The sequence below is a fragment of the Mucilaginibacter sp. P25 genome (assembly GCF_050859465.1).
GTDB lineage: Bacteria > Bacteroidota > Bacteroidia > Sphingobacteriales > Sphingobacteriaceae > Mucilaginibacter > Mucilaginibacter gossypii.
Genome location: NZ_CP193937.1, coordinates 4,433,659 through 4,455,178, shown reverse-complemented (window position 1 = coordinate 4,455,178; position 21,520 = coordinate 4,433,659). Strand labels below are relative to the sequence as shown.

The window sequence follows — 21,520 nt, the reverse complement described above, 5'->3', positions numbered from 1 at the left end:
AAAACTACTAAATCCACATTTATGCACAAAAAACTTACCTTTTTACCGGTTTGTTTACTATTCATTCTTTTGTCCGGACCGCTATTTACGGCAAAGGCGCAGAATAGGAACACGACCAGGCTCACGCTGACAGAAGCGCTGCAGTCTATCCAGAAACGTTTCAAAACAAAGTTCGCCTACGAACAAGGATTGCTGGAGAACAAATTCACAACGGTTAAGGATCTGAAAGGTGACAACCTTGAAGAAGTCTTAAAAAACGTATTGTACCCCAATAACCTGATCTTTCTCTATGTGAGCGATAACAGCTATTCGATCGTTTCGCGCAATGCTGCATTTTTCAATAGTCCATCGACGACGCCGTCGACAGATGCACGTACCGGCGCTGCCGGACCCGGGGTGGCTTACACGTTGCGGGGCACAGTGAAAAACGAAAAGAACGAGCCCCTGGCTGATATTGATGTGTGGGTTAAAGGTAGCAATCAGGCAACGAGGACCAATGAAAGCGGCGGATATCTTTTACCGGCAGTGAGTCCCGGTGACGTGATCCAATTTAGCCTGCTCGGTTTTAAAAAGCAGGAAATTCCTGTAGCCAGCCAGGCTAAATTAGATGTCATCATGGTTTCCGACGTCAGGGCATTAAATGAAGTAGCCGTTGTTTCAACCGGTTATCAGCAGCTACCTAAAGAGCGGTCAACGGGTTCTTTCAGCGTGGTAACCAGCAAACAATTGGAACAAACGCCAACGGCCAACGTATTACAGCGGCTTGAAAACCAGGTTCCCGGATTACAGTTAAATTTCCTGTCCGGTGATAATACTTTTTCTTATGCAAACCCGGGAAGTTTAGTTAGCGATCCTAAAACGAAAAACTCAGTCTACACATTGTCTGTTCGCGGAGCAAGTACCTTCAAAGCTGATACCTATCCGCTGATCGTGGTAGATGGTTTTCCGGTAGAAACAGATATCCGGTCGCTTAACCCCAATGATATCGAACAGATCACGGTTTTGAAGGATGCGGCAGCGGCTTCGATCTGGGGGATACGGGCAACAAATGGCGTAATTGTCATCCAAACAAAAAGAGGACATCAGAACCAGAAGGCAGCGATCAGCTTTAATGCCAATTTCGGAATAGGTTCCAAACCCGATCTGAACAAACAAAATCTGATGACATCGGCACAGATGATCGATTTTGAGAAAGAACTGGTTGCTAAAAACCTGATCTTTGATAATACAAAGGCTGATTATGCCCGTGGTTCGAGCCAGGTGGTCAATTTGCTGTTCGCACAAAAACGGGGAGACATCACCCAATCCCAGCTTAACAGCAACCTGGCTGCCCTGGGTGCTACTACTAACTACGGTGAATACGGGAAATATTTTTTACAGGCTCCGGTTACCCAGGATTACAATTTATCGGTAAACGGCGGCGGCGAGGCTTATACTTACTTTACCTCTGTTTCTTATGCCAGAGAATTGCCCATTAATAACGGATCATCTACAGCGAGGTTTACACTGACCGATAACCAGACTTTTAAGCTTTTCAAGGTCATCGACTTTAATGCGAACCTTAAATTAGCCAATTTCAGATCCTTATATAACAGCATAGGTCTTTCTGCGCTGGTTAACCGCTCAAACCCGTTCATGCCGTATGACCATGTTGTTGATGCGAACGGTAACGGCCTAAGTTATTACCAGACCTACAATCCAACTTTCAGTCAAAAACTGGTGAAGGAAGGGTACCTGGATTACGGATACAACTACCTGCAGGAACAGCAAAATATGGATAACACCTACAGCGAAACCAATATTACCGGTAATTTCAGTTTAACAGCTCCTTTACCACTCATCAAAGGATTAACAGCGAACGTGCTTTACTCCATCGAAAAGTCGTTTGGAAGCAGCCGCAATTTTAGCAATAAGTATACTTACGCGGCCCGGGATTTTACGAATAACGCGACGTCTTACGATCCCGTTAATGGTGTATCGGTGAACGTACCCTACGGCGGAATACTCAATACGAACATCACCAACAGGAATAATTACAGTTTAAGAGGACAGCTATCCTATTCCAATAAAATTAGTGAGCATCATGAACTGAACATGATCGCAGGTACCGAGATCAGGCAAACTTATGACATCGTTAACGGCAATACGTTATACGGATGGAATGACCTGTCACAGATAGCGCAGTATGTGCCCTCCAGCTATACCACGATTTATGGGTACTCCACGACCAGGGCACCTCAGGGAAACTATAGTGATCAGCAGCGAAGATTCCTTTCCTACTATTCTAATGCCGCTTATACGTTTATGGACAAATACACGCTATCAGGAAGTATACGCTATGATGATTACAACAATTTCGGGTTGGATGTTAAGTACCGGGCAAAACCTTTCTGGTCCGCAGGCGTAAGCTGGAACCTGGCCAAGGAAAGTTTCATGTCACCGGTATCCTGGATCGACGCGCTGCAACTAAGGGCAACCTATGGAATCAACGGCAACATTGACCGGACGCTTCATCCTGAAGCCACCCTGTCTTTAGCCGGTGCTGACAACGTAACCGGACTGCCTACAGCTTTTGTCAGTTCGCCGGCAAATGCGGCACTGAAATGGGAAACCACGAAAGTAACCAATGTAGGTATTGACTTTGGCTTTTTTGGTAACCGATTGAACGGCTCCTTTGAATATTACACCAAAAAAGGCAGTGATCTGTTCTCCGAATTTGATTATGATCCTACCTACGGTTTTACCAGACTCAACAGGAATACAGCGACCTTATCCGGAAAAGGGTTTGACGGCTCATTAGGCGGCGATGTCATCCGGTCAAATAAATTCAGCTGGAATATCAACCTGAATTACGCCTTTAATACCAATAAGGTAACCGACAGCAGATTTGATAACACGGCAAATATCGTTAATTCACCTACGGGCGCAGGACTGATCAAAGATTACCCGATCGGTTATTTGTTCAGTTACCGTTTTGCGGGGCTGGACAGCAAAGGACAAACCCAGGTTTACGACCAGCATAATGCCATTGTCAATTCAACAAGTCCGCTTAAAGATATCAATGACCTGAAGTATGCGGGGAATACGGCTCCAAAATACTTTGGGGCGCTTAATCAAACATTCCGCTATAAAAACTGGAACCTTGCGGCACAGATCTCTTATAAATTCGATTACGTTTTTCTGAGGAACAGCATTCCTTACTATGTCAATCGCGGAACGATTGCCTACAGCCTGAATGCTGATATTGATAAAAGATGGCGGCAGGCCGGCGATGAGCGTACAACGAACGTGCCGGGCCTTTCCAGTTTTAATTATACAAGTTACCTGCGGTACACCTATGCGGATATCAACGTGTTGAGGGCCGATAATATCCGACTGCGACAAGTTTCCCTTGGTTACACGTTCCCACAGGTCCGTTTGGCAGCGTTAAAAATCCGTAGTCTGAACATTCAGGGAACGGTCCGGAATCTGGGCCTGATCTGGAAGAAGAACAAAGCAGGGATAGACCCGGATTTCCAGGTTGGATCTAATGGCAGTTCCCTGACATTGAGGCCAACCCCGCTATACAATCTATCCCTTAATGCTAACTTTTAATTGATCATCAACATGAAAAAGATATACCTGCCATTAGCAATCATAGCCACCGTTCTATCGAGTGGATGCCGTAAATACGTAGATATCCGGACCAAAGGCCAACTGGTGCCTAATGAAACGGAGAACTTCCGCGATATTATGAATACCACCAGTACTTTCAATATCGGGAATGGTTTTCCGGATTTTGGGGATGACAATGTGGACTTCGTGGATGCCGCGCAACAGGCCTCCCTGGCCACTTATACACCCTACAATAATGTGTATACCTGGGCTGCACAATATTACGATCCCGCATCCCATGACTACACCTGGGACGCGATGTACAATATTATCTTTAACAGCAATGTGGTTATTGACGGGGTTCCCAACAGCACCCAGGGATCACCAACGGACAAAAACCAGATCCTGGGCGAGGCATTGGTCAACCGTGCGGATGCTTACATGACCCTTGTCCGAGCTTATGCGAAAGCATACAATGCCACTACTGCTTCCACCGATCCCGGTGTGCCTTTGCTGATCACACCTTCAACAGATCAGGCCTTACCCAGGGTTCCCCTTCAGCAGGTCTATACCCAGATCGTAAGTGACCTGAAACGAGCCGCCCCCCTGATGGGCAATATCAGTAAATACAATACGCTGGCATCAAAACAAGCGGCCTATGCATTATTGGCAAGAGCATACCTGGACATGAGCGATTACAAAAATGCGGCGGTCTTTGCCGACAGTACGCTGGCCATCAACAGCAATATCCTCGATCTAAATACACTCAGCGGAAGTTTACCGAGAAACATAGATAACCCGGAACTGATCTTTTCAAAAAATGCCAATGTTAATACAGCCTATGCGCCAACAGTTTTAAGGCTAAGCTCCGAATTGATCAATTTACTTGGTACCAAAGATCTCCGTTATGTTAATTTTACGACCGATGCCAGCAACGCGAGTTTTGACTATACCGGCAGGATCTTCAGTATAGACCTTTTTTTGCAATACCCGAATACACATAATTGTGGCGTTACCGTACCGGAAGTGATGCTGATTAAAGCCGAATGCCTGGCCAGGTCAAATGATGTTAACGGCGCTTTAGCATTGGTCAATACCATACGGAGAAAGCGATTCACCGCCGCAGATTATCAACCGCTTACCGCATCAGATGGCGCTACAGCACTCGACAGGGTATTGGACAGAACGGAGAAGGGAGCTCTTCGCCCGCGGCATCCGCTGGACAGACCTTAAGCGACTGAACCAGGAAAGCCGTTTCGCCAAATCCATTACCCGTGTGTTTAATGGGCAAACCGTCGTTTTGCAGCCTAACAGCAACCGGTATGTTTTTCCGATCGCTGAATACTATTTCAAATTCAACAAGAATTTAGTTCAAAACCCCAGATAATCTTATAAAACCATGTTACTTAAAAAAGTAAAGTTTCTTTCGCTGGTCTTTTTACTCGCAGGCATTTCGGTAGCCAGGGCGCAGTATAAGCAGTTCAAATCGTCACCTTCGACCGTAGTGGCCGGACAGCCCTTCAACATCACGTACGACGCATCCGGAACGCTGCTGGCTGGTCGGGAACAGGTGAAAGGCATCGCCTACTATTACGCCGATTTCGGGTGGCATGGCATCGACCTGAACCTGGTTTCCTCCGAAAAGAATAAGTGGTCTGCAATGGTCAACACCCAAAAAAACTGGGCCATGGTGGCTTTTAAATTCATGTCGGGTGATTCTGTCGATACCAACTCTGGACAAACAGATGGCTTTCTGACACCCTATGCCCAATTGCTGCGAAACCCTGAAGATACTGCCAGGAATGCAAAAGGGGCTTTAGCTATATGGGGGTTATTCCGTTCTTCAAAATATGGTTTTGAGATCCCGGATTATTTGAACCAGGGTAAGTTTGTGACGGATACTGTTGTGGCCATGTATCTCCAGAAAGAGTTGGAGCAAAACCACGATCCGGAATATAAATCGGCCTTCGCAGTAGCCTATGCAACGTCAATGCATAGTGCTTACGGAGAAAACAGTGCACCTAAGATCAATGCCGTGACCAATTACCTGACACGCAAAGACGCGCCGCAAACAGACCGGCTGCGGGCCTGGCAGATCTTAGCCTACACCCAACAGGCAGCGAAAGCCGATTCGTTGGAAAAAGCAATTGAAACGCAATATCCAACCGGTTTTATTGCCAAACTGGGCGCTTATAAAATGTTTTCCGCCGAGAAGGATCAGGGCAAATTAAAAAGTCTGGGGGAAGAATTTCTTGAAAAATACCCTTATGACCCTGCTTATGCGGAATTTGACAAAGCTAACCGGATAGATTATAACAGGGTTTACCTGACGGTCATCTTATTGCAGATCGGCAATAATGATTTTAAAGTGATCGACAAGTATATTGATCGGCTCTCTTTCCTAACTACGATCAACGTTTATTACAAAACCGTACAGATCGCCCATCACCGGAAATCTATCGACGACAACTACCTGTACCCGTATTCCGAATTATTGCTGAAACGCATGCAAACTTTTAAGACAAACGTTCCGGAAGAGTACAAATATTACTCACCGGAGGAATGGCTCAAGTTTTACAATAATGCTTACATCGCCGGTTATGCGCCGATGGTGCTTGAACATATCAGCATCTGCAGGGGAGCCGGAAAATACGACGAGGGATTGCAGTATGCGAGGGCAGCGGAAGCGGTACAGCATTATAAAACAGAGTCGCTTAATGATGATTATGTCTTTTTATTGAATAAGACAGGACATCAGGATGAGGTAAACGACGTATTGATCAAAAGTATGTATGAAAATCAGGTTTCAGCCCCTATGCTGGATCTGCTGAAAGCAAACTACATCAGCAAATACAAGTCGGCAGAGGGATTTGATAAATACCTGCAATCCTTAAAAAATGCTTCAGCATCAAAAATGAGTAAGGAAGACCTTACCTTGATGAATAAGCCAATGGTGAACTGGACGATGACCGATCTGAAAGGAAAGAAAATAAGCCTGGCATCGTTAAAAGGCAAAACGGTGGTTATGGATTTCTGGGCTACCTGGTGTGTACCCTGCAAGGCTTCCCTGCCGGGCATGAACCTGGCCGTTCAGCGTTATAAAAATGATCCCAATGTTGTATTCTATTTTGTAGACACAGAAGAAACCGAGGCTGATTACAAGCAACAGATCAGGCAATATGTGAAAGATAACCATTATACATTTAATGTTCTGTTCGACAACCCTATGATCAAAGGTAAAGGCACGGGTGAGGTTTTCGCCCGGGTTTCTAAGGCCTTCCAGATCTCCGGTGTCCCGCTGAAACTCATTATTGATAAACACGGTGTTGTACGCTACATGACATCCGGTTTTAAGGGCAGTGCGACTGCGCTTTCCGACGAGAATATCTCAACTAATTGAACTGACAAAAAAACTAAATTAATGCTAAAAACACTGCTGCTGAGTATTACATGTGCGTTCGTTGCCGGAACGGCAAATGCTCAGGTCAAAAAATCAAACTACAGAACGGAACAGGTCATCTTTAAAAATGCAGATCGCTCTATCACTTTCGCCGGAACGTTGACCTTGCCTGCCGGCACCAAACACTTTGCAACCGTGGTTATCGTATCCGGAACAGGTAAACAGACCAGGGAAGGTGAAATGGCGGGACATAAGGAATTCGCGACCATCGCCGATTCGCTTACCAAAAATGGCATTGCTGTTTTGAGAACGGATGACCGGGGAACCGGGCAAACAACCGGTGAGTATGAGACGGCAACGACCGGCGACTTTGCTGACGATGCCCTTGCAGCCATTAATTACCTGAGAAGCCGCCCGGAAATCGATACGGCTAAAATAGGCCTGATGGGTCATAGTGAGGGCGGCGCTGCAATCTCGATCGCAGCGGCTAAATCCGGTAAAGTTAAATTTTTGATCAGCCTGTCGGGTCTTGCGATGAATGGCTATGAGTCGCTGCTAAAGCAGAATGAAGACATCGTAAACAGCGCGCCAATTCCGGACTATGACAAAAAACGTTACAACGATGTCAACAGCCTGATGTTCGGAGTGGCCCACAAATACGCCGATTCAACCAACATGGAAGCGAAACTAAATGAGGCGTACAACGTATGGAAAAAAAGGACAGTATTTATTTCAGTACGCTTAATGTTCAGTTCGACCATTTCCGGTATCCGATCTACAGTTGGTCAAAGTCTGCGGTCGGTCCGTGGTACCGTTATTTTTTAAAGTATGACGCTCAAAAAACCATGTCTAAGATAACCGTCCCTATCCTGGCCTTAAACGGGGATAAGGACCTGATGGTCGCTTACAAAGAAAATCTGGACAACTGGAAAAAGTTCCCGGAGTCGGGTGGAAATACCGATGTCACAACGCGCGTAATGCCGGGACTTAACCATTTGTTCCTGCCCTGTATAAAATGTACCACGAGCGAATATGCGGAGATCAAAAGCGATTTTTCACCGGAAGCATTGCAGATCGTGACCAACTGGATAAAAAAACATTTCAATTAATTAAAATCAGATCAACATAAACGATGAAGAAATTAATGTTCCTGATCCTGCTCATCAGCAGCACAGGATTGGTTAGCGCCCAGATCTTAACGCCGGTTCGCTGGAGTTATGCGGCAAAAAGGCTGAACGATAAAGAAGCTGTCATATTCCTGAAAGCAACGATGGATCAGGGTTGGCACGTCTATTCACAAAATGTGCAAAAGGGCGGCCCGGTAAAAACAACGATCACTTTCGAGCCCTCAAAAAGCTTCCTGCTAAGCGGTAAACCGGTTGAGCCAACTCCGGTTACTAAATTTGAGAAAGTGTTCAATATGGAGATCAGCTTCTTTGCCGACGAGGTCATCTTTCAGCAAAAAATACTGCTTAGAAGCAAAGGCCCGGTTAAGGTAAAAGGGAATATACATTATATGACCTGCAACGAAGAAAAATGCTTACCCCCGGATGATGCCGGATTTACCGTTATGGTCAATTAGCCGAGGGTAATTATCGCCGGCTATTACCGCAAACACTGCGGCTGATTGCTGTGTCCTGACCTGCAGGTTGCCGCAATCCGCAGGTCACCTCCAGATTTTTGGACAGAACTGATCAGGCGTAGTTTGACCAACTATGCCTCCCCAACTGCTTGCGGGGAACCTTTATCCGCCTTTACGTTCTTTTCCGTTCAGTTATAGTTAACCGGCAGCCTGTGAAGGCAGGCTGCCTTTATTTTCAATCATGCATTCAATCTTAAAAAAAGGCACCTGATAGTCTATCTGGCAAGCCTTTTTATCTCGCATAATTTATACAGCCAGCAAAACTTAAAACGGGACCAGCCGGATGCTGCATTGCCGCTCGATCCGGCCGTCAGGACCGGTAAACTGGCAAATGGGTTTACCTATTTTATCCGGCGTAATACCAATCCTGAGAAAAGGGTTGTTTTTTATATCGTTAATAAAGTAGGATCTGTACTTGAAAAAGAAGACCAGCGCGGCCTTGCTCATTTTCTGGAGCATATGAACTTCAACGGTACGACTCATTACCCTAAAAATGAGTTGATCAGCTATCTGGAAAGATCAGGCGTGGCCTTTGGGGCCGATCTGAATGCTTATACAAATTTCAATGAAACGGTCTATCAGTTACCACTGCCGTCTGATGATCCCGAATTGCTGAAAAACGGCTTGCAGATCATGCGGGATTGGGCGCATGGCGCTTTATTGGAACCAGCGGAGATCGACAGGGAAAGAGGTGTCATACTCGAAGAAAAAAGAATGCGCTCTGGTTTCGATCAACGCCTGCTGGAAAAAAGCCTGCCCATGTCTTTAAACAATTCCATTTACAGCAGGCGTCTTCCGATCGGTACTGAACAAGTGCTGACCACTTTTAAACCGGCGCAGATCAAAAGTTTCTATGATCAATGGTACCGGCCTGATCTGCAGGCGCTGATCGTTGTAGGGGATATCGATCCCGCACGGATTGAAAAGTCGGTCAGGGCTATATTTTCAGATCTGAAAAATCCGGCTAAAGAGCAGCAGCGGCAAAAGATCAGCATACCGCTTACAGGCGATGAGCATTTTCTAAAGTACACGGACGCCGAGGCCCCGGATTCCAGGATAACGATCTCTTATAAATTCAGGTCCCCCATGTTGAGGACCAGGTCTGACTATAGGGAAAAATACTGCGAAGCCTCGTTGATCAGCTGCTCACTTTCCGGTTCAATGACCTGAATCAAAGGGAAGGTGTTCCTTATCAGCAAGCGGGTGCAGGCACCGGAAATTACCTGGCTGACCTGGATGTGTTCAATTTTAGCGTAACCCTTAAACCTCAGCATGCGGAAGCAGGCTTTAAAAGCGCCTTCACGGAGATGGAACGCATAGGCCGCTATGGATTTACGGCTACTGAACTGGACCGCGTAAAAAAGACCTACATGGCGGGCATAAAAGCGCTCATACTGGAAAAGGACAAAAACAAATCCGCTAATTATGTGGAGGAATATGTAAACTATTTTTTAAACCAGGAGGCTGCCCCGGGGTTGGAAACAGAATTTAAGCTGACCGGCGAATTCCTGCCCGGAATAACGCTTGCAGAAGTGAACCGCAAAACGGCCGGCTTTCTCTCCCTCAGGGATCAGGATATCCTGGTGACCGGCCCCAAGACCATCCCGGATGATCTGCCTGATGAGCGGACATTGAAACAATGGATCGATGAAGTTAAAAAAGCGCCTTTAAGCGCTTACCTGGAAAATAATTTGAATGCGGTGCTTATGAAGGACGAGCCGGTCAAAGGAAAAGTAGCCGCAGTATCCAATGTGAGTGCATTGAATGCGGCGATCTACAGGCTTGATAACGGTATACAACTGGTATTTAAACCAACAACTTTCAAAAATGATGGCGTATTATTCTATTCTTATAAAAAAGGCGGCACCTCTTTAGCTGCTGATCCGGATTACCATTCTGCGGTTAACGCGGCCGCATTGGTGAAAGCCGGAGGGGTAGCAAATTTAACTGCAAACCAGTTAGCGAAACTGCTGAGCGGCAGAAAACTATCGGTATCGCCCTATATCAATGAACTTTACGAAGGTTTCAGCGGCAGTTTCGGCGCAGAAGACATGGAAACAGCTTTCCAATTGATCCATCAGTATCATGTCAGTCCAAGAAAAGATACAACCGTTTTCAAGAATATTTTAGCGAATGCAAAAATAGCGGTGGCCAACAGGCACAACGACCCGGAGGCTGTTTTTTCAGATTCTGTAAATGCCGTATTAGGAGATTACAGTATCAGGAGGACACCGCCTGCCTTAGCGGATATAGCAGGCATCGACCAGGATAAAGCGCTGCGGTTTTACCGGGAGCGCTGGGATAATGTGAACGGAGAGACATTTGTTTTTGTAGGGAACTTCGATCCTGAAAAACTTCTTAACTACTGCGAGACTTATTTGGGCAGCCTGCCTGCCGATACCGGATCAGCAGAAAGTTTTAAGGACTTAAAGATCGTCGTACCTGCCGGAATAGCGACACATATCTTTAACAAGGGCAAAGAGGCAAAATCGGAGGTAAAACTGGTATTCAGCGGCAAATACGATTATTCACTGGCCAGCAACCTGCAACTACAGGCGTTAGGTGCGATCGTTGAATTGAGACTATTGGACAGGCTCAGAGAGTCAGAAGGTGGTGTATATACGCCGCAAGCGGGAGCGACTTTTGCTAAATACCCATCGCAACAATATCAAATCGCTGTTGATTTTACCTGTGCACCTGGAAATACCGACAAACTCATCCACGCTACACTGGAAGAGATCGAAAATTTAAAAACCAACGGGATATCAGCGTCAGACCTTGAGAAATTTAAGGCGGAAACATTACGCAATAACGAGGTTAGGGTAAAAACGGATGCCTATTGGTTAGGTTACCTGGTAAGGCAGATGAGTAACAAAGAAGACCTGCTGGAAGCCGATCAGGTTGTCACGATGATCAATGCCCTTGACCGGGATACACTGCAAAAGGCGGCGAAGAAATATATAAGCGGGGATAATCTCCAGCGATTCATATTAAACCCTGAAAAACCGAATTAACCGGGTTTCCGATCCCGGATTTTAAAAATATTTTAAACACCTCCAGCCAGAAACAATGACAAAGCTGATCATTCTCTTTATAGCCGGATTACTCCTGACAACAACTAACTTATTAGCACAGGTTAAAGCTGACACAAGCGGCGTGTCCTTCACCGAAATAACTCCCTCAACCGCTGTTTCCGCAAAAAAAGCTGCGAAAGAGGAAAAACGGATACTGGAAAAAGAACGCGGCCAAAGGCAAATAAAACCAGCGATGCGCCGCAAACACTCTGGACTATCTTTTTAGCCGGGCTGGCCGGAGGTTTCGCCGCACTCCTGATGCCTTGTATCTTCCCTATGCTGCCGCTTACAGTGAGTTATTTTACAAAAAATTCCGGTGGCAAAGGATCTGCGGTAAGCCGGGCCTTATTATACGGTCTATCGATCATCGTCATCTATGTATTACTCGGATTGATCGTCACGGTTATATTTGGGGCAGACGCGCTAAATAGCCTTTCCACCAATGGCATATTTAACTTTGCGTTCTTTTTACTGATCGTGGCCTTTGCAGCCTCATTTCTGGGTGCTTTTGAAATCACTTTACCAAATTCCTGGGTAAACAAGATGGATGAAAAATCAGGATCAAGTGGCATGATGGGGCTGTTCTTTATGGCAGCAACGCTCGCGCTGGTTTCCTTCTCCTGCACCGGTCCGATCATCGGCTATTTACTGGTGCAAACAGCGACGAGCGGAGCTGTGCTTGGCCCGGCTACAGGGATGCTGGGTTTTTCGTTGGCACTGGCCATACCATTTGCCATATTTGCGATGTTCCCGGAGTGGCTGAACTCGCTGCCCAAATCAGGCGGCTGGTTAAACAGCGTGAAAGTTACCCTCGGGTTTCTGGAATTAGCCCTGTCGCTTAAGTTCTTGTCCAATGTTGACCTTGCTTATCACTGGCACTGGTTTGACCGGGAACTTTTTCTCTCCCTATGGATCATAATATTTGCATTAATGGGTTTATACCTGTTGGGTAAATTGACCTTTAACCATGATTCCGCTTTGAAGTTTATTACTGTTCCGAGGCTATTTCTGGCGATCCTTACCCTGTCATTTACCGTGTATATGGTTCCCGGCTTATGGGGTGCCCCCCTGAAATCGATCAGTGCGTTCTTACCGCCTATGTCCACACAGGATTTCGATCTGTCCCATATTCTCGTCCCCGGATGTGATTGCCCCTGCATCAAGTGGTATCCATAAATATGCCGATCTTTTTGATAAGCCTAAAGGGTTCGATCCGTTCTTTGACTATGATGAGGGCGTAGCATACGCAAAAAAGTCAATAAACCGGTGATGATCGATTTTACAGGTCATGCCTGTGTGAATTGCCGCAAAATGGAAGCCAATATCTGGCCTGACAAAGAGGTATCGAAAAGGATCAACCAGGAATATGTATTGATCCAATTGTACGTTGACGATAAAACCGACCTTGACCCGAAAGAGCAAACGATCTCCACAACGGGTCGCCAGATCAAAACGATCGGTAATAAATGGAGCGATTTGCAGATCAAGCGGTTTCAATCCAATTCCCAACCTTTCTATGTGTTACTTGATCCCAATTCGGAAACGCCCCTGGTCGATCCGCAGGGAGCAATTTTTGATTCGCAACAATACCTTAATTATCTTGATAGTGGTCTAAATGCTTTTCATCATAAATAGTTTATCAAAATAATACGATCATTTTTTGACAATCCCTGACAAGACCAGTTCAAAAACAACTCTTGTCAGGGATTTAAAATGTCCGGATTTTTGTTTCGCAAAATATTCCGTTTTTTTGTTGACTTAATTTAAAATTGAAATGATAACAATAACTGGCCGTCCAGTCCCTTTTTGACGATGTGCTGAAGGGTTGAAATTCTTACATCTTTAAGGTTGTTCTCGATCTTGGAGATATACGCTTTCGTGGTACCGCATTTTTCTGCAAGTTGTTCTTGAGTCAGTCCCCTGGAAAGTCTGGCCTCTTTCAGCACGGCACCGAGGATAAATGCCTCGGCTTCTTTTTCAAATTGCTCGCGTCCGGGTGTTCCACGTACGCCATATTCGCGATCCAAATGTCTCGTCAAATGTCGTTAGATTCTTACCTTGCGTTTTCATATTGCCTTTTTATTCTTTCAGCTTTTTCAATTTCAGTCACTGGCGTCTTCATCGTCTTCTTTTGAAAACCGTTCATTAACACGATCAGCCTTCCACTGTCGAAAAAGCAGAATATCCGGAATATATCATTTCCTGCTTGAATTCTGATTTCGTACAAACCATCCGTTCCGGCAAGGTGTTTAAGATACTTTTCCGGTACCCGCAGATGCGTCTGTATTAATAGAAGTATCCAGTCAATCTTTTTCCTCACAGGTTACCTCAGACCTTTATAAAAATCCTGAAAGTACTGTTGATAAAAAACTATTTCTCTTACTTTCTTCATACAAATTTAATTAAAGTTGCCCAATTGGGCAACTTGTTAGATAATATTTTTATATGAAAAAAGCTGTTCGATGATCAGGACGCTGATCCGGGCGGCACGAGGTCCTTTTAATACACCGGACAACATAAACAGCCCGCTATTGGTGAATGCTAAAGGCGGCAGCGGTTTCGTTGCAGACAAGCCCGGCGAAATTTGCTCGGCGATGTCTACCCACTCTTCCGGGGTGAGCCAAAACATAAAATCAGATGGGAAACGCTTCGAGTGTTTGGTCACCGCTTTGTGCAGAACCGATATGTTTACTTCATATAATGCGGCAGCGTCGAAATCAAATACTACCGTTTGGTTACGAACTTTGAAAACTTTGCCGGTTAATAATTCTATCATTTTATCCGGAGTTGCCATGATTGAAATTTTATATTTTTGTTATGAATGATTTCGCTCCGGGCATTGCCGGGCTTTTTATGATCTTTGAACGTTGCCACATTAGTTATTGGCGTTGATGAGGTTTACTACGACCCTTACCATGATATCCTTTTCCTCCGGTTTACTCTCTGCGATCATCAATGTTAAGGCCACCAAGGCATTATTTTCAATACGCTTCGATCCATCAGGACGATAAAGGTGCCGGTTCTTTTCAAGGAACCATACAAAAAGATAAGCGGCTATGCGCTTGTTGCCATCCGAAAAGGAATGATTTTTCACAACGAAATACAAGAGGTTGGCCGCTTTCTCCTCTATTGTCGGATAGAACTCTACTCCGCTGAATGATTGATATATGGTACCTATTGAACCTTTGAACGAATCGTCTTTTTCATTAGCAAACAAACTACCGGCACCAAAAACGATTTTGAGATCATTGATAGCCTGCATAGCTTCTTCATAGGTGGCAACAAAAAGCTGATGGTCATCAGTTCCTTCGAGCACAAGTTCCTGATGGTCATACTTGTCAAGTATTTCAAGCGCGTAACTATAATCCGTCACTACTTTTAATAAGCCCGTAGCTTCATCAGATGTCAATTCTTTGTTTTTAAGCACGTTGCCCAAAAGATTTACGGCTTGCTTTAAAGAATTGAAATGCTCGTACTGCTCTTTTAATTTCCGCTCGTTTAGGGTATATCCTTTGATCAAATAATCTTTTAGTACCTGGTTAGCCCAAATACGAAATTGGGTTCCTCGTTTAGAATTAACCCGGTATCCTAATGATATGATGGCGTCTAAATTGTAATATTCTACATCTCGAACAACGTTTCGATTACCTTCATTTTGAACTGTTGCATTTTTTGCAACAGTTGCGTTCCGTTCAAGTTCACCCTCCAAAAATATATTTCGAAGGTGTCGGGATATGACTGATTTGTCACGTTCAAAAAGCTCTGCTAATTGATTAAGGGTTAACCATAGCGAGTCGTCACTCAATTTAACTTCAACAGTGGCACTGCCGTCGGCGCCCTGATATATAATGATTTGATCGTTGTGCATGATTTTTGCGTTAGTTATTAAGTAATTAGATTGGAAATTCGATCGTCTCAGTGGTTTGATCATCACCTGCTTTTAATCAGTTGTTGCATTATTTGCAATAACTAATTTGATCAATCATGATCTGTGCTTGTCTGATTTTTCTCAATGATCTTTTTGAGCTGCCCCATGTCATCGCTGATCTTTTTCAGCAGCACCCTGGCATAGATCTGGGTGGTAGCGATCTTGGTGTGTCCCATCATTTTACTCACTGTCTCTATCGGAACATTATTGGAGAGTGTTATCGTGGTAGCGAAGGTGTGACGGGCGACACCGAATGTCAGCACCTTTTTGATGCCGTTCATAAAACCGATCTCTTTCAGATAGCTGTTCACTTTCTGATTCGACAGATTGGGAAAAAGCGTACCTGTGATCTCCGCGCGGTCAGAGTTTCGGTAACGCTCCAATATTCGTTGCGCGACAGGAAGTATGGGAATATTGGTCGGCTCGTTACTTTTCTGGCGAAATAGTTTGATCCACTGCGCATTGTCTTCACCCGCTGTAATATTGCTCTCTTTCAGGTTCATCAGGTCCACATAAGATAGCCCGGTATAGCAACTGAAAACGAAGAGATCACGAACGATATTCAGCCGGTCGATGGCAAAATCTTTCCCTTGAATCGAATCAAGCTCTTTCTGGTTAAGAAAGGCGGTTTCCACTTTTTTATACCGGAATTTATAATTCTTGAATGGGTCACGGGATATCCAGGTCAATTTCAGCGCGAGGGTGGTCATTTTACGCAGGCGGATCAGGTGTTTCATGACGCCATTGTTATTCATTGGCCTTTGGTGATCTTTGGGCTTATGGTTCCGGAGATAGGTCTCAAAGTCAATAATGAATTTATAGTCAACATCATTGATCCTGATGTCGGTCGTATTGCGCTTTTCTTTCAGGAATTTTTCCAGGTAGCGGCGCGTCACCGCATAGTGTTTCAGCGTACTCCAGGTGAGGGCGGCAGAGGCGGTCTCGTAATGGTAGTCCATCAGTTTGCTGAGCGAATAGGTCTGTTCTGTTTCTTCTCCCAGGAACATAGCCTTCAATAATTGCGGGGTTACTTCCTTGCCTGCGATCTGTAGCTGCTGGTAATAAGTAGTGATCGTGAATTTGACCTGTTCCAGGTAAGCATTGGTCTCTTTGGCCTCGGGAACCTTTATCCTTAGCCCGCCACGACCCGAGTCCCAATTGTCGACCTTCACTTGATGTTTTAATGCGAATCGAACACGTTCTTTGTTGACGGTAACGGCTGCGTAAACGTTCGTTACGCCGTCCTTCGCCTTTTCTTTTTTGATGGTGAAATGCACACCAAACGACTGTGATGTCTTCATCTTTTACAGTTTTTTAATGAATAAATGATTAATTACATCCCGAAATCGTCATTTTCAGGGGCCAGGAAAGGCGAAAGTGTGGTTAGAATTCCAGTCCTTTTGGATTCATTACGATCTTTATTTAAAGATGTAATATATTGTCTAACAATTACTTAACACGTTCTTGGCCCCCAAATATAATAACTACTTTCGGGGGGCCGGATTGGTGTTCCAAAGCGTGCATTCGTAAGGATTGAAAAGGATCGGAATAAAACAAAAAACCCTCTAAATCAGCGATTTAGAGGGTTTTGCGATTAGTAAAAATCGCTTTTCGTGCGCCCACCTGGGCTCGAACCAGGGACCAAAAGATTATGAGTCTTCTACTCTAACCGACTGAGCTATAGGCGCGGTTATTTTGTTTTTGTTTGCGGGTGCAATTTTACATATTTGCGGCCATATCTCAAACTCTTTTTATGGAAAATATTAAAAATATCATCTTTGATTATGGTAACGTTATTTTCAGTATCGACTTTCTCCGGGTTCAACAATCATGGAATCAATTAGGTATAAGTAACCCCGAAGCGTTTTTTGGCCACAAAACTCAGGATGAAATTTTTGATAAATTTGATCGCGGCGAGGTTACTGCAACACAATTCAGGGATTACGTAAGGGAAAAAACAAACAACCTATCCCTTACGGATGATCAGATTGATGCCGCATGGAACAGTATCCTGGTCGGAATTGCCGAAGGAAATCACGAATTACTGTTAAAGCTGAAAGACAAATACCGTACTTTTTTGCTTAGTAATATTAACGCTATCCATTACGATTATATCATGAACTATCTTAAAACCGATTTCGGTTTTGACGGAAACGATCACCTGTTCGAAAAAACATATTACTCGCACCTTACAGGCAAACGCAAGCCAGAGCCTGCCATTTTTGAACAGGTACTTAAGGAAAATAATTTAATATCCGAAGAAACCTTATTTATTGACGATAGTCCGCAGCATTTGGAGGCCGCAAAAAAGTTGGGTATCCAAACCTTTCTAATGACAGCTCCAGATACAATACAGTCCTTTGCAAAAAGAGAGCAATTAATTTAATAAATGCCCTCTTTGTATGGTAGTTTTATAAGTTAGCGCTTCGGCGCTTTCTTTCTTTTGTTATTAAACTTAACTCGCGGCTCATTTGCCCGGCTATAGCCGTATTTTCCTGTGCACGGCGAAATAAATATGGCAGTACAGCCTTTACCGGTCCATAAGGCACATATTTAGCCACATTATAATCGGCATGGGCGAGGTTAAAGCTCAAGTTATCGCTCATGCCAAGCAATTGCGAAAAATAAACATGTGGATGTTTATGATCAATACCTTTATTGTCCAGTAATTCGGCCAGCAAACGGCAGCTTTCTTCATTGTGTGTACCTGCAATAAAAGCTATTTCATTGATATGACTGGTACAATAATCAAGCGCCGAATCATAATCAAGATCAGCAGATTTTTTATCGGGCTGAATTGGCGATGGGTAGCCCTTTTCTTCAGCACGTTTACGTTCTTTTTCCATGTAAGCACCGCGTACTATTTTTGCTCCCAATATAAAGCCTTCGCTTTGAGCAATTGCATGATCATTTAACATCGAAGCCAGTTTATCATGCCTGTACATTTGATAGGTATTATAAACTATCGGCCTTTGCTTGTTAAATTGAGTCATCATGGTAAGCGCCAAAAGATCAATGGTATCCTGGATCCAGCTTTCTTCGGCATCTATCATTACCGGTACGTTGTTTTTGAACGCTTTATCACAAATGGCCAGCACGCGGTTTTGTACCCTTCTCCACTCCTCTTCTTCAGTATCGTTTAATTTAAGACGGGCATCCAATTTTTCAAGCAGGCCAAAGCGGCCTACACCAGTTACTTTAAATACGGTAAGGGGGATGGCTTTATCTTTCGCTGCACGCTCAATGGTTCGGATAATCTCATCGCGGGTATTATCAAATACGGTTTCTTCATCCTCTCCCTCTACTGAATAATCCAAGATAGTACCTACCCTGCCGCTGTAAAGATTTTTAATGGTATTATCACATTCGGCAATGGTTTCACCGCCGCAAAAATGTTTAAATATGGTAGCTTTGATAATATTCTTTATCGGCAAACCAATTTTCATGGCAAAATTGGTAACTGGCGGGCCTATCTTTACCAAAAAGTTAATATTGATCATCCTGAACAGCCAGTAGGCCCGGTTAAGATCGGTATTGGATGAATGGCGAAAAGCTATTTCTGTATTTTCGAACGAGGGCGTATTTCGTCCTTGATTATTGTTAGTTTCAAAAGAGGTCATCTGCAAAATTATAAAATGATAACTCATAATTGCATGAATAGTTTATTTTTGCCATCCCATGATCGAATTTAAGTTAGAAGGGGACTTTATCCCCATGATCCAGCTACTCAAGGCTGCGAACTTAGTGCAAACCGGCGGCGAGGCGCAAATAGTTGTAACTGAAGGCCTCGTGAAGTACAACGGCGTAGTTGACTACAGAAAACGCCTCAAAGTAAAAAGAGGTGACGCAGTTGAGTTCGACGGAAATAAAATTATAGTCATATAATAATGAACACTATTTTAAGCGATAATTACTCGGTTTATTTTGATAATAGCCTTGATGAATTAGTTGATTTTGTTAAAAAAGGCAACTATTCAAAATTCTTTATTTTAACCGACGAAAATACAGGCGAACACTGCCTGCCCTTACTTACCAGCAAACTTACAGATTTTAATAATTACGACCTGATCGAGGTTTCATCGGGCGAGGAAAGCAAAAACATTGATTTTTGTGTTGGGGTTTGGAAAATGCTGATTGACTTTGGTGCCGATCGTAAAAGCCTTATGATTAACTTAGGTGGCGGTGTTATTACAGATATGGGAGGCTTTGCCGCTTCTACCTATAAAAGAGGGATAGATTTTGTACAGGTGCCAACTACCCTCCTTTCACAGGTTGATGCCTCTGTGGGCGGCAAAACAGGTATCGATGTTGACGGCATAAAAAATATTATCGGGACATTTACTATGCCTAAAGCTGTGTTTATAGCGCACGAGTTTTTACAAAGCCTTCCGCCTCGCCAGATCCTTTCGGGTTTGGCCGAAATGCTTAAACATGGTTTAATTGTTGATGCCAATTATTGGAATCAACTTAAAAACAGCGACCTGAAAAATCCTTCGGTTGAACTTGTTCACCGCTCCGTAGAAATCAAGAATAAAATCACTATTGAGGACCCGCACGAGAAAGGCATTCGCAAGGCGTTAAACTTTGGGCATACTATCGGGCATGCGGTTGAAACATACTCTCTATTACATGACGAAGACAGCCTTTCGCACGGTGAAGCAGTGGCTATCGGCATGATCTGCGAATCATACCTCGCCCACAAAAAAGCGGGATTGTCTTCAGGCGAACTTCATGAAATTGTAACAGTATTAACCGCTCTTTATCCGAGATATACCATCGACGAAAACAGTTTTGATGAGTTGTTACTGAACATGAAAAAGGACAAAAAGAACGTTGGAGACGAAATTAATTGCACCCTGTTAACACATATAGGTGAGTTTAGTATTGATAATGTGTGTACTGCCGACGAACTTTGTGAAAGTTTGAGATATTACATTAACCTGTAACATGCTGCAACATTTGGATCCGCGAAATCAGGCAGCCCTTGTTTTAATGGGCTTATTAGTTGTTTTAACACTTGTTGAAATGGCTCTGAGCTATTGGGAAGATCGCAAGTACTATGAAACCCGCGATACACTAACCAATATTTATCTTACTTCGCTGGCTGTTGTTATTAATCTCTGCGTTAAGGTATTTACCTTTTTTATACTTGATTATACCTACCAGCATTACAGGCTTTTTCAAATTCAGAATATTTTTTGGTACTGGTTTATATTGGTTGTTGTACAGGACTTTTTATATTGGGTGCTTCATTATACCGGGCATTACTGCCGTATGTTTTGGGCCATGCACGTTACCCATCACTCGTCCGAGCATTTTAACTTCACCACGGGCTTTCGGTCAACAGTATTTGAACCACTTTACCGGGTATTCTTTTACCTCCCGCTGGCTTTAATGGGCTTTACCGCTTTAGATATCCTGTATGCATACCTTATTACCCAGCTTTATGGCAATCTGGTGCATACTCAGTACAAAATCCCCTTGCCAAAATGGTATGGGTGGATTTTTGTAACGCCTGCGCATCACCGTGTTCATCATGCGTCAAACATCCCTTATCTTGACAAAAACATGGGCATGGTATTGATTATCTGGGACAGAATATTTGGCACTTTCCGCGATGAGGATTTACCGGAGCCGGTTAAATATGGCTTAACTAAACAACCTCAAGATATGGGGCCCGTGAATATTTTATTCCATGAATGGAAGGCTTTATTGCATGATGCCAGAAATGCCCCGGATCTCAAATCAAAAATAGGGTACTTTATTCACCCGCCGGGCTGGAGCCATAACGGCAGTACCCAAACTGCGCGTGTGCTGCAACGGGAATATAAGGAAATGGAAGAGGCTCATAAAAAACACGAAACTGCCGCATAACAACATTA

The 21,520-nt window shown here is 44.1% G+C and carries 18 protein-coding genes, 1 tRNA gene and 1 pseudogene; 13 read left to right on the top strand and 7 right to left on the bottom strand.

Translation table 11 applies throughout. The features are described from left to right. Nucleotides 1-21 precede the first annotated feature (21 nt). The 9 genes and pseudogenes from ACRQ5D_RS22480 (at nt 22) to ACRQ5D_RS22440 (ending at nt 13,345) form a co-directional block, all read left to right on the top strand. Nucleotides 22-3,594, top strand: coding sequence for a SusC/RagA family TonB-linked outer membrane protein (locus ACRQ5D_RS22480; protein WP_432326667.1), 3,573 nt, complete (start codon nt 22-24; stop codon nt 3,592-3,594). A 12-nt stretch (nt 3,595-3,606) separates the two neighbouring features. Further along, nucleotides 3,607-4,827, top strand: a complete 1,221-nt coding sequence (locus ACRQ5D_RS22475) for a RagB/SusD family nutrient uptake outer membrane protein (protein ID WP_432326665.1) — start codon at nt 3,607-3,609, stop codon at nt 4,825-4,827. A gap of 166 nt (nt 4,828-4,993) precedes the next feature. Beyond that, nucleotides 4,994-6,994: a TlpA family protein disulfide reductase gene (locus ACRQ5D_RS22470; RefSeq protein WP_432326663.1), complete on the top strand. Its 2,001-nt coding sequence runs from the start codon at nt 4,994-4,996 to the stop codon at nt 6,992-6,994. 21 nt (nt 6,995-7,015) lie between these two features. Then, the gene (locus ACRQ5D_RS22465; RefSeq protein WP_432326661.1) at nt 7,016-7,819 is read left to right on the top strand and encodes an alpha/beta hydrolase family protein; all 804 of its coding nucleotides are present in this window, start codon (nt 7,016-7,018) and stop codon (nt 7,817-7,819) included. Between the two features lie 20 nt (nt 7,820-7,839). Next, on the top strand, nt 7,840-8,103 hold the full coding sequence (locus ACRQ5D_RS22460; protein WP_432326659.1) for a hypothetical protein: 264 nt from the start codon (nt 7,840-7,842) through the stop codon (nt 8,101-8,103). Nucleotides 8,104-8,126: 23 nt separating this feature from the next. Next, entirely contained in the window at nt 8,127-8,576 is a 450-nt protein-coding gene (locus tag ACRQ5D_RS22455; RefSeq protein ID WP_432326657.1) for a protein-disulfide reductase DsbD domain-containing protein, read from the top strand. A gap of 351 nt (nt 8,577-8,927) precedes the next feature. Continuing rightward, nucleotides 8,928-9,806, top strand: a complete 879-nt coding sequence (locus tag ACRQ5D_RS22450) for a M16 family metallopeptidase (protein WP_432326655.1) — start codon at nt 8,928-8,930, stop codon at nt 9,804-9,806. Between the two features lie 68 nt (nt 9,807-9,874). Next, complete coding sequence (locus ACRQ5D_RS22445; RefSeq protein WP_432326653.1) at nt 9,875-11,650, top strand: insulinase family protein; 1,776 nt, start codon at nt 9,875-9,877, stop codon at nt 11,648-11,650. 55 nt (nt 11,651-11,705) lie between these two features. Beyond that, nucleotides 11,706-13,345 (top strand): annotated as a pseudogene (locus tag ACRQ5D_RS22440) (protein-disulfide reductase DsbD family protein). Between the two features lie 128 nt (nt 13,346-13,473). Here the strand turns inward: ACRQ5D_RS22440 and ACRQ5D_RS22435 are convergent. From ACRQ5D_RS22435 to ACRQ5D_RS22410, 6 genes are all read right to left on the bottom strand, one after another. Further along, a complete protein-coding gene (locus tag ACRQ5D_RS22435) occupies nt 13,474-13,737 on the bottom strand; it encodes a helix-turn-helix domain-containing protein (RefSeq protein WP_432326651.1) in 264 nt (87 codons plus the stop codon). 26 nt (nt 13,738-13,763) lie between these two features. Beyond that, the gene (locus ACRQ5D_RS22430; protein WP_432326649.1) at nt 13,764-14,030 is read right to left on the bottom strand and encodes a type II toxin-antitoxin system RelE/ParE family toxin; all 267 of its coding nucleotides are present in this window, start codon (nt 14,028-14,030) and stop codon (nt 13,764-13,766) included. A gap of 108 nt (nt 14,031-14,138) precedes the next feature. Continuing rightward, nucleotides 14,139-14,504, bottom strand: coding sequence for an ORF6N domain-containing protein (locus ACRQ5D_RS22425; RefSeq protein WP_432326647.1), 366 nt, complete (start codon nt 14,502-14,504; stop codon nt 14,139-14,141). Between the two features lie 81 nt (nt 14,505-14,585). Further along, a complete protein-coding gene (gene rhuM / locus ACRQ5D_RS22420) occupies nt 14,586-15,578 on the bottom strand; it encodes a RhuM family protein (RefSeq protein ID WP_432326645.1) in 993 nt (330 codons plus the stop codon). Nucleotides 15,579-15,688: 110 nt separating this feature from the next. After that, complete coding sequence (locus ACRQ5D_RS22415) at nt 15,689-16,939, bottom strand: site-specific integrase (RefSeq protein ID WP_432326643.1); 1,251 nt, start codon at nt 16,937-16,939, stop codon at nt 15,689-15,691. Nucleotides 16,940-17,252: 313 nt separating this feature from the next. Continuing rightward, nucleotides 17,253-17,326, bottom strand: a tRNA-Ile gene (locus ACRQ5D_RS22410). A gap of 65 nt (nt 17,327-17,391) precedes the next feature. Here ACRQ5D_RS22410 and ACRQ5D_RS22405 point away from each other — a divergent pair. After that, nucleotides 17,392-18,024: an HAD family hydrolase gene (locus ACRQ5D_RS22405; RefSeq protein WP_176844616.1), complete on the top strand. Its 633-nt coding sequence runs from the start codon at nt 17,392-17,394 to the stop codon at nt 18,022-18,024. Between the two features lie 25 nt (nt 18,025-18,049). Here the strand turns inward: ACRQ5D_RS22405 and ACRQ5D_RS22400 are convergent, their stop codons facing one another. Then, nucleotides 18,050-19,258, bottom strand: a complete 1,209-nt coding sequence (locus ACRQ5D_RS22400; protein ID WP_091176595.1) for a proline dehydrogenase family protein — start codon at nt 19,256-19,258, stop codon at nt 18,050-18,052. A gap of 58 nt (nt 19,259-19,316) precedes the next feature. On the opposite strand from ACRQ5D_RS22400, the gene ACRQ5D_RS22395 reads away from it, so the two are divergent. Genes ACRQ5D_RS22395 through ACRQ5D_RS22385 form a run of 3 tightly spaced genes read left to right on the top strand, consistent with a single transcriptional unit; the run spans nt 19,317 to nt 21,512 of the window. Beyond that, nucleotides 19,317-19,523, top strand: coding sequence for an RNA-binding S4 domain-containing protein (locus ACRQ5D_RS22395; protein WP_091176598.1), 207 nt, complete (start codon nt 19,317-19,319; stop codon nt 19,521-19,523). A 2-nt stretch (nt 19,524-19,525) separates the two neighbouring features. Continuing rightward, the gene (gene aroB / locus ACRQ5D_RS22390) at nt 19,526-20,584 is read left to right on the top strand and encodes a 3-dehydroquinate synthase (RefSeq protein ID WP_091176601.1); all 1,059 of its coding nucleotides are present in this window, start codon (nt 19,526-19,528) and stop codon (nt 20,582-20,584) included. 1 nt (nt 20,585) lies between these two features. After that, complete coding sequence (locus ACRQ5D_RS22385) at nt 20,586-21,512, top strand: sterol desaturase family protein (RefSeq protein WP_091176603.1); 927 nt, start codon at nt 20,586-20,588, stop codon at nt 21,510-21,512. Nucleotides 21,513-21,520: the final 8 nt, after the last annotated feature.

Coding starts and splice junctions, on each gene's coding strand:
- ACRQ5D_RS22480 (WP_432326667.1), top strand. CDS start 22: ATGCACAAAAAACTTACCTTTTTACCGGTTTGTTTACTATTCATTCTT.
- ACRQ5D_RS22465 (WP_432326661.1), top strand. CDS start 7,016: ATGCTAAAAACACTGCTGCTGAGTATTACATGTGCGTTCGTTGCCGGA.
- ACRQ5D_RS22405 (WP_176844616.1), top strand. CDS start 17,392: ATGGAAAATATTAAAAATATCATCTTTGATTATGGTAACGTTATTTTC.
- rhuM (WP_432326645.1), bottom strand. CDS start 15,578: ATGCACAACGATCAAATCATTATATATCAGGGCGCCGACGGCAGTGCC.
- ACRQ5D_RS22385 (WP_091176603.1), top strand. CDS start 20,586: ATGCTGCAACATTTGGATCCGCGAAATCAGGCAGCCCTTGTTTTAATG.
- ACRQ5D_RS22455 (WP_432326657.1), top strand. CDS start 8,127: ATGAAGAAATTAATGTTCCTGATCCTGCTCATCAGCAGCACAGGATTG.
- ACRQ5D_RS22425 (WP_432326647.1), bottom strand. CDS start 14,504: ATGGCAACTCCGGATAAAATGATAGAATTATTAACCGGCAAAGTTTTC.
- ACRQ5D_RS22400 (WP_091176595.1), bottom strand. CDS start 19,258: ATGACCTCTTTTGAAACTAACAATAATCAAGGACGAAATACGCCCTCG.
- ACRQ5D_RS22470 (WP_432326663.1), top strand. CDS start 4,994: ATGTTACTTAAAAAAGTAAAGTTTCTTTCGCTGGTCTTTTTACTCGCA.
- aroB (WP_091176601.1), top strand. CDS start 19,526: ATGAACACTATTTTAAGCGATAATTACTCGGTTTATTTTGATAATAGC.
- ACRQ5D_RS22475 (WP_432326665.1), top strand. CDS start 3,607: ATGAAAAAGATATACCTGCCATTAGCAATCATAGCCACCGTTCTATCG.
- ACRQ5D_RS22395 (WP_091176598.1), top strand. CDS start 19,317: ATGATCGAATTTAAGTTAGAAGGGGACTTTATCCCCATGATCCAGCTA.
- ACRQ5D_RS22415 (WP_432326643.1), bottom strand. CDS start 16,939: ATGAAGACATCACAGTCGTTTGGTGTGCATTTCACCATCAAAAAAGAA.
- ACRQ5D_RS22460 (WP_432326659.1), top strand. CDS start 7,840: ATGTCTAAGATAACCGTCCCTATCCTGGCCTTAAACGGGGATAAGGAC.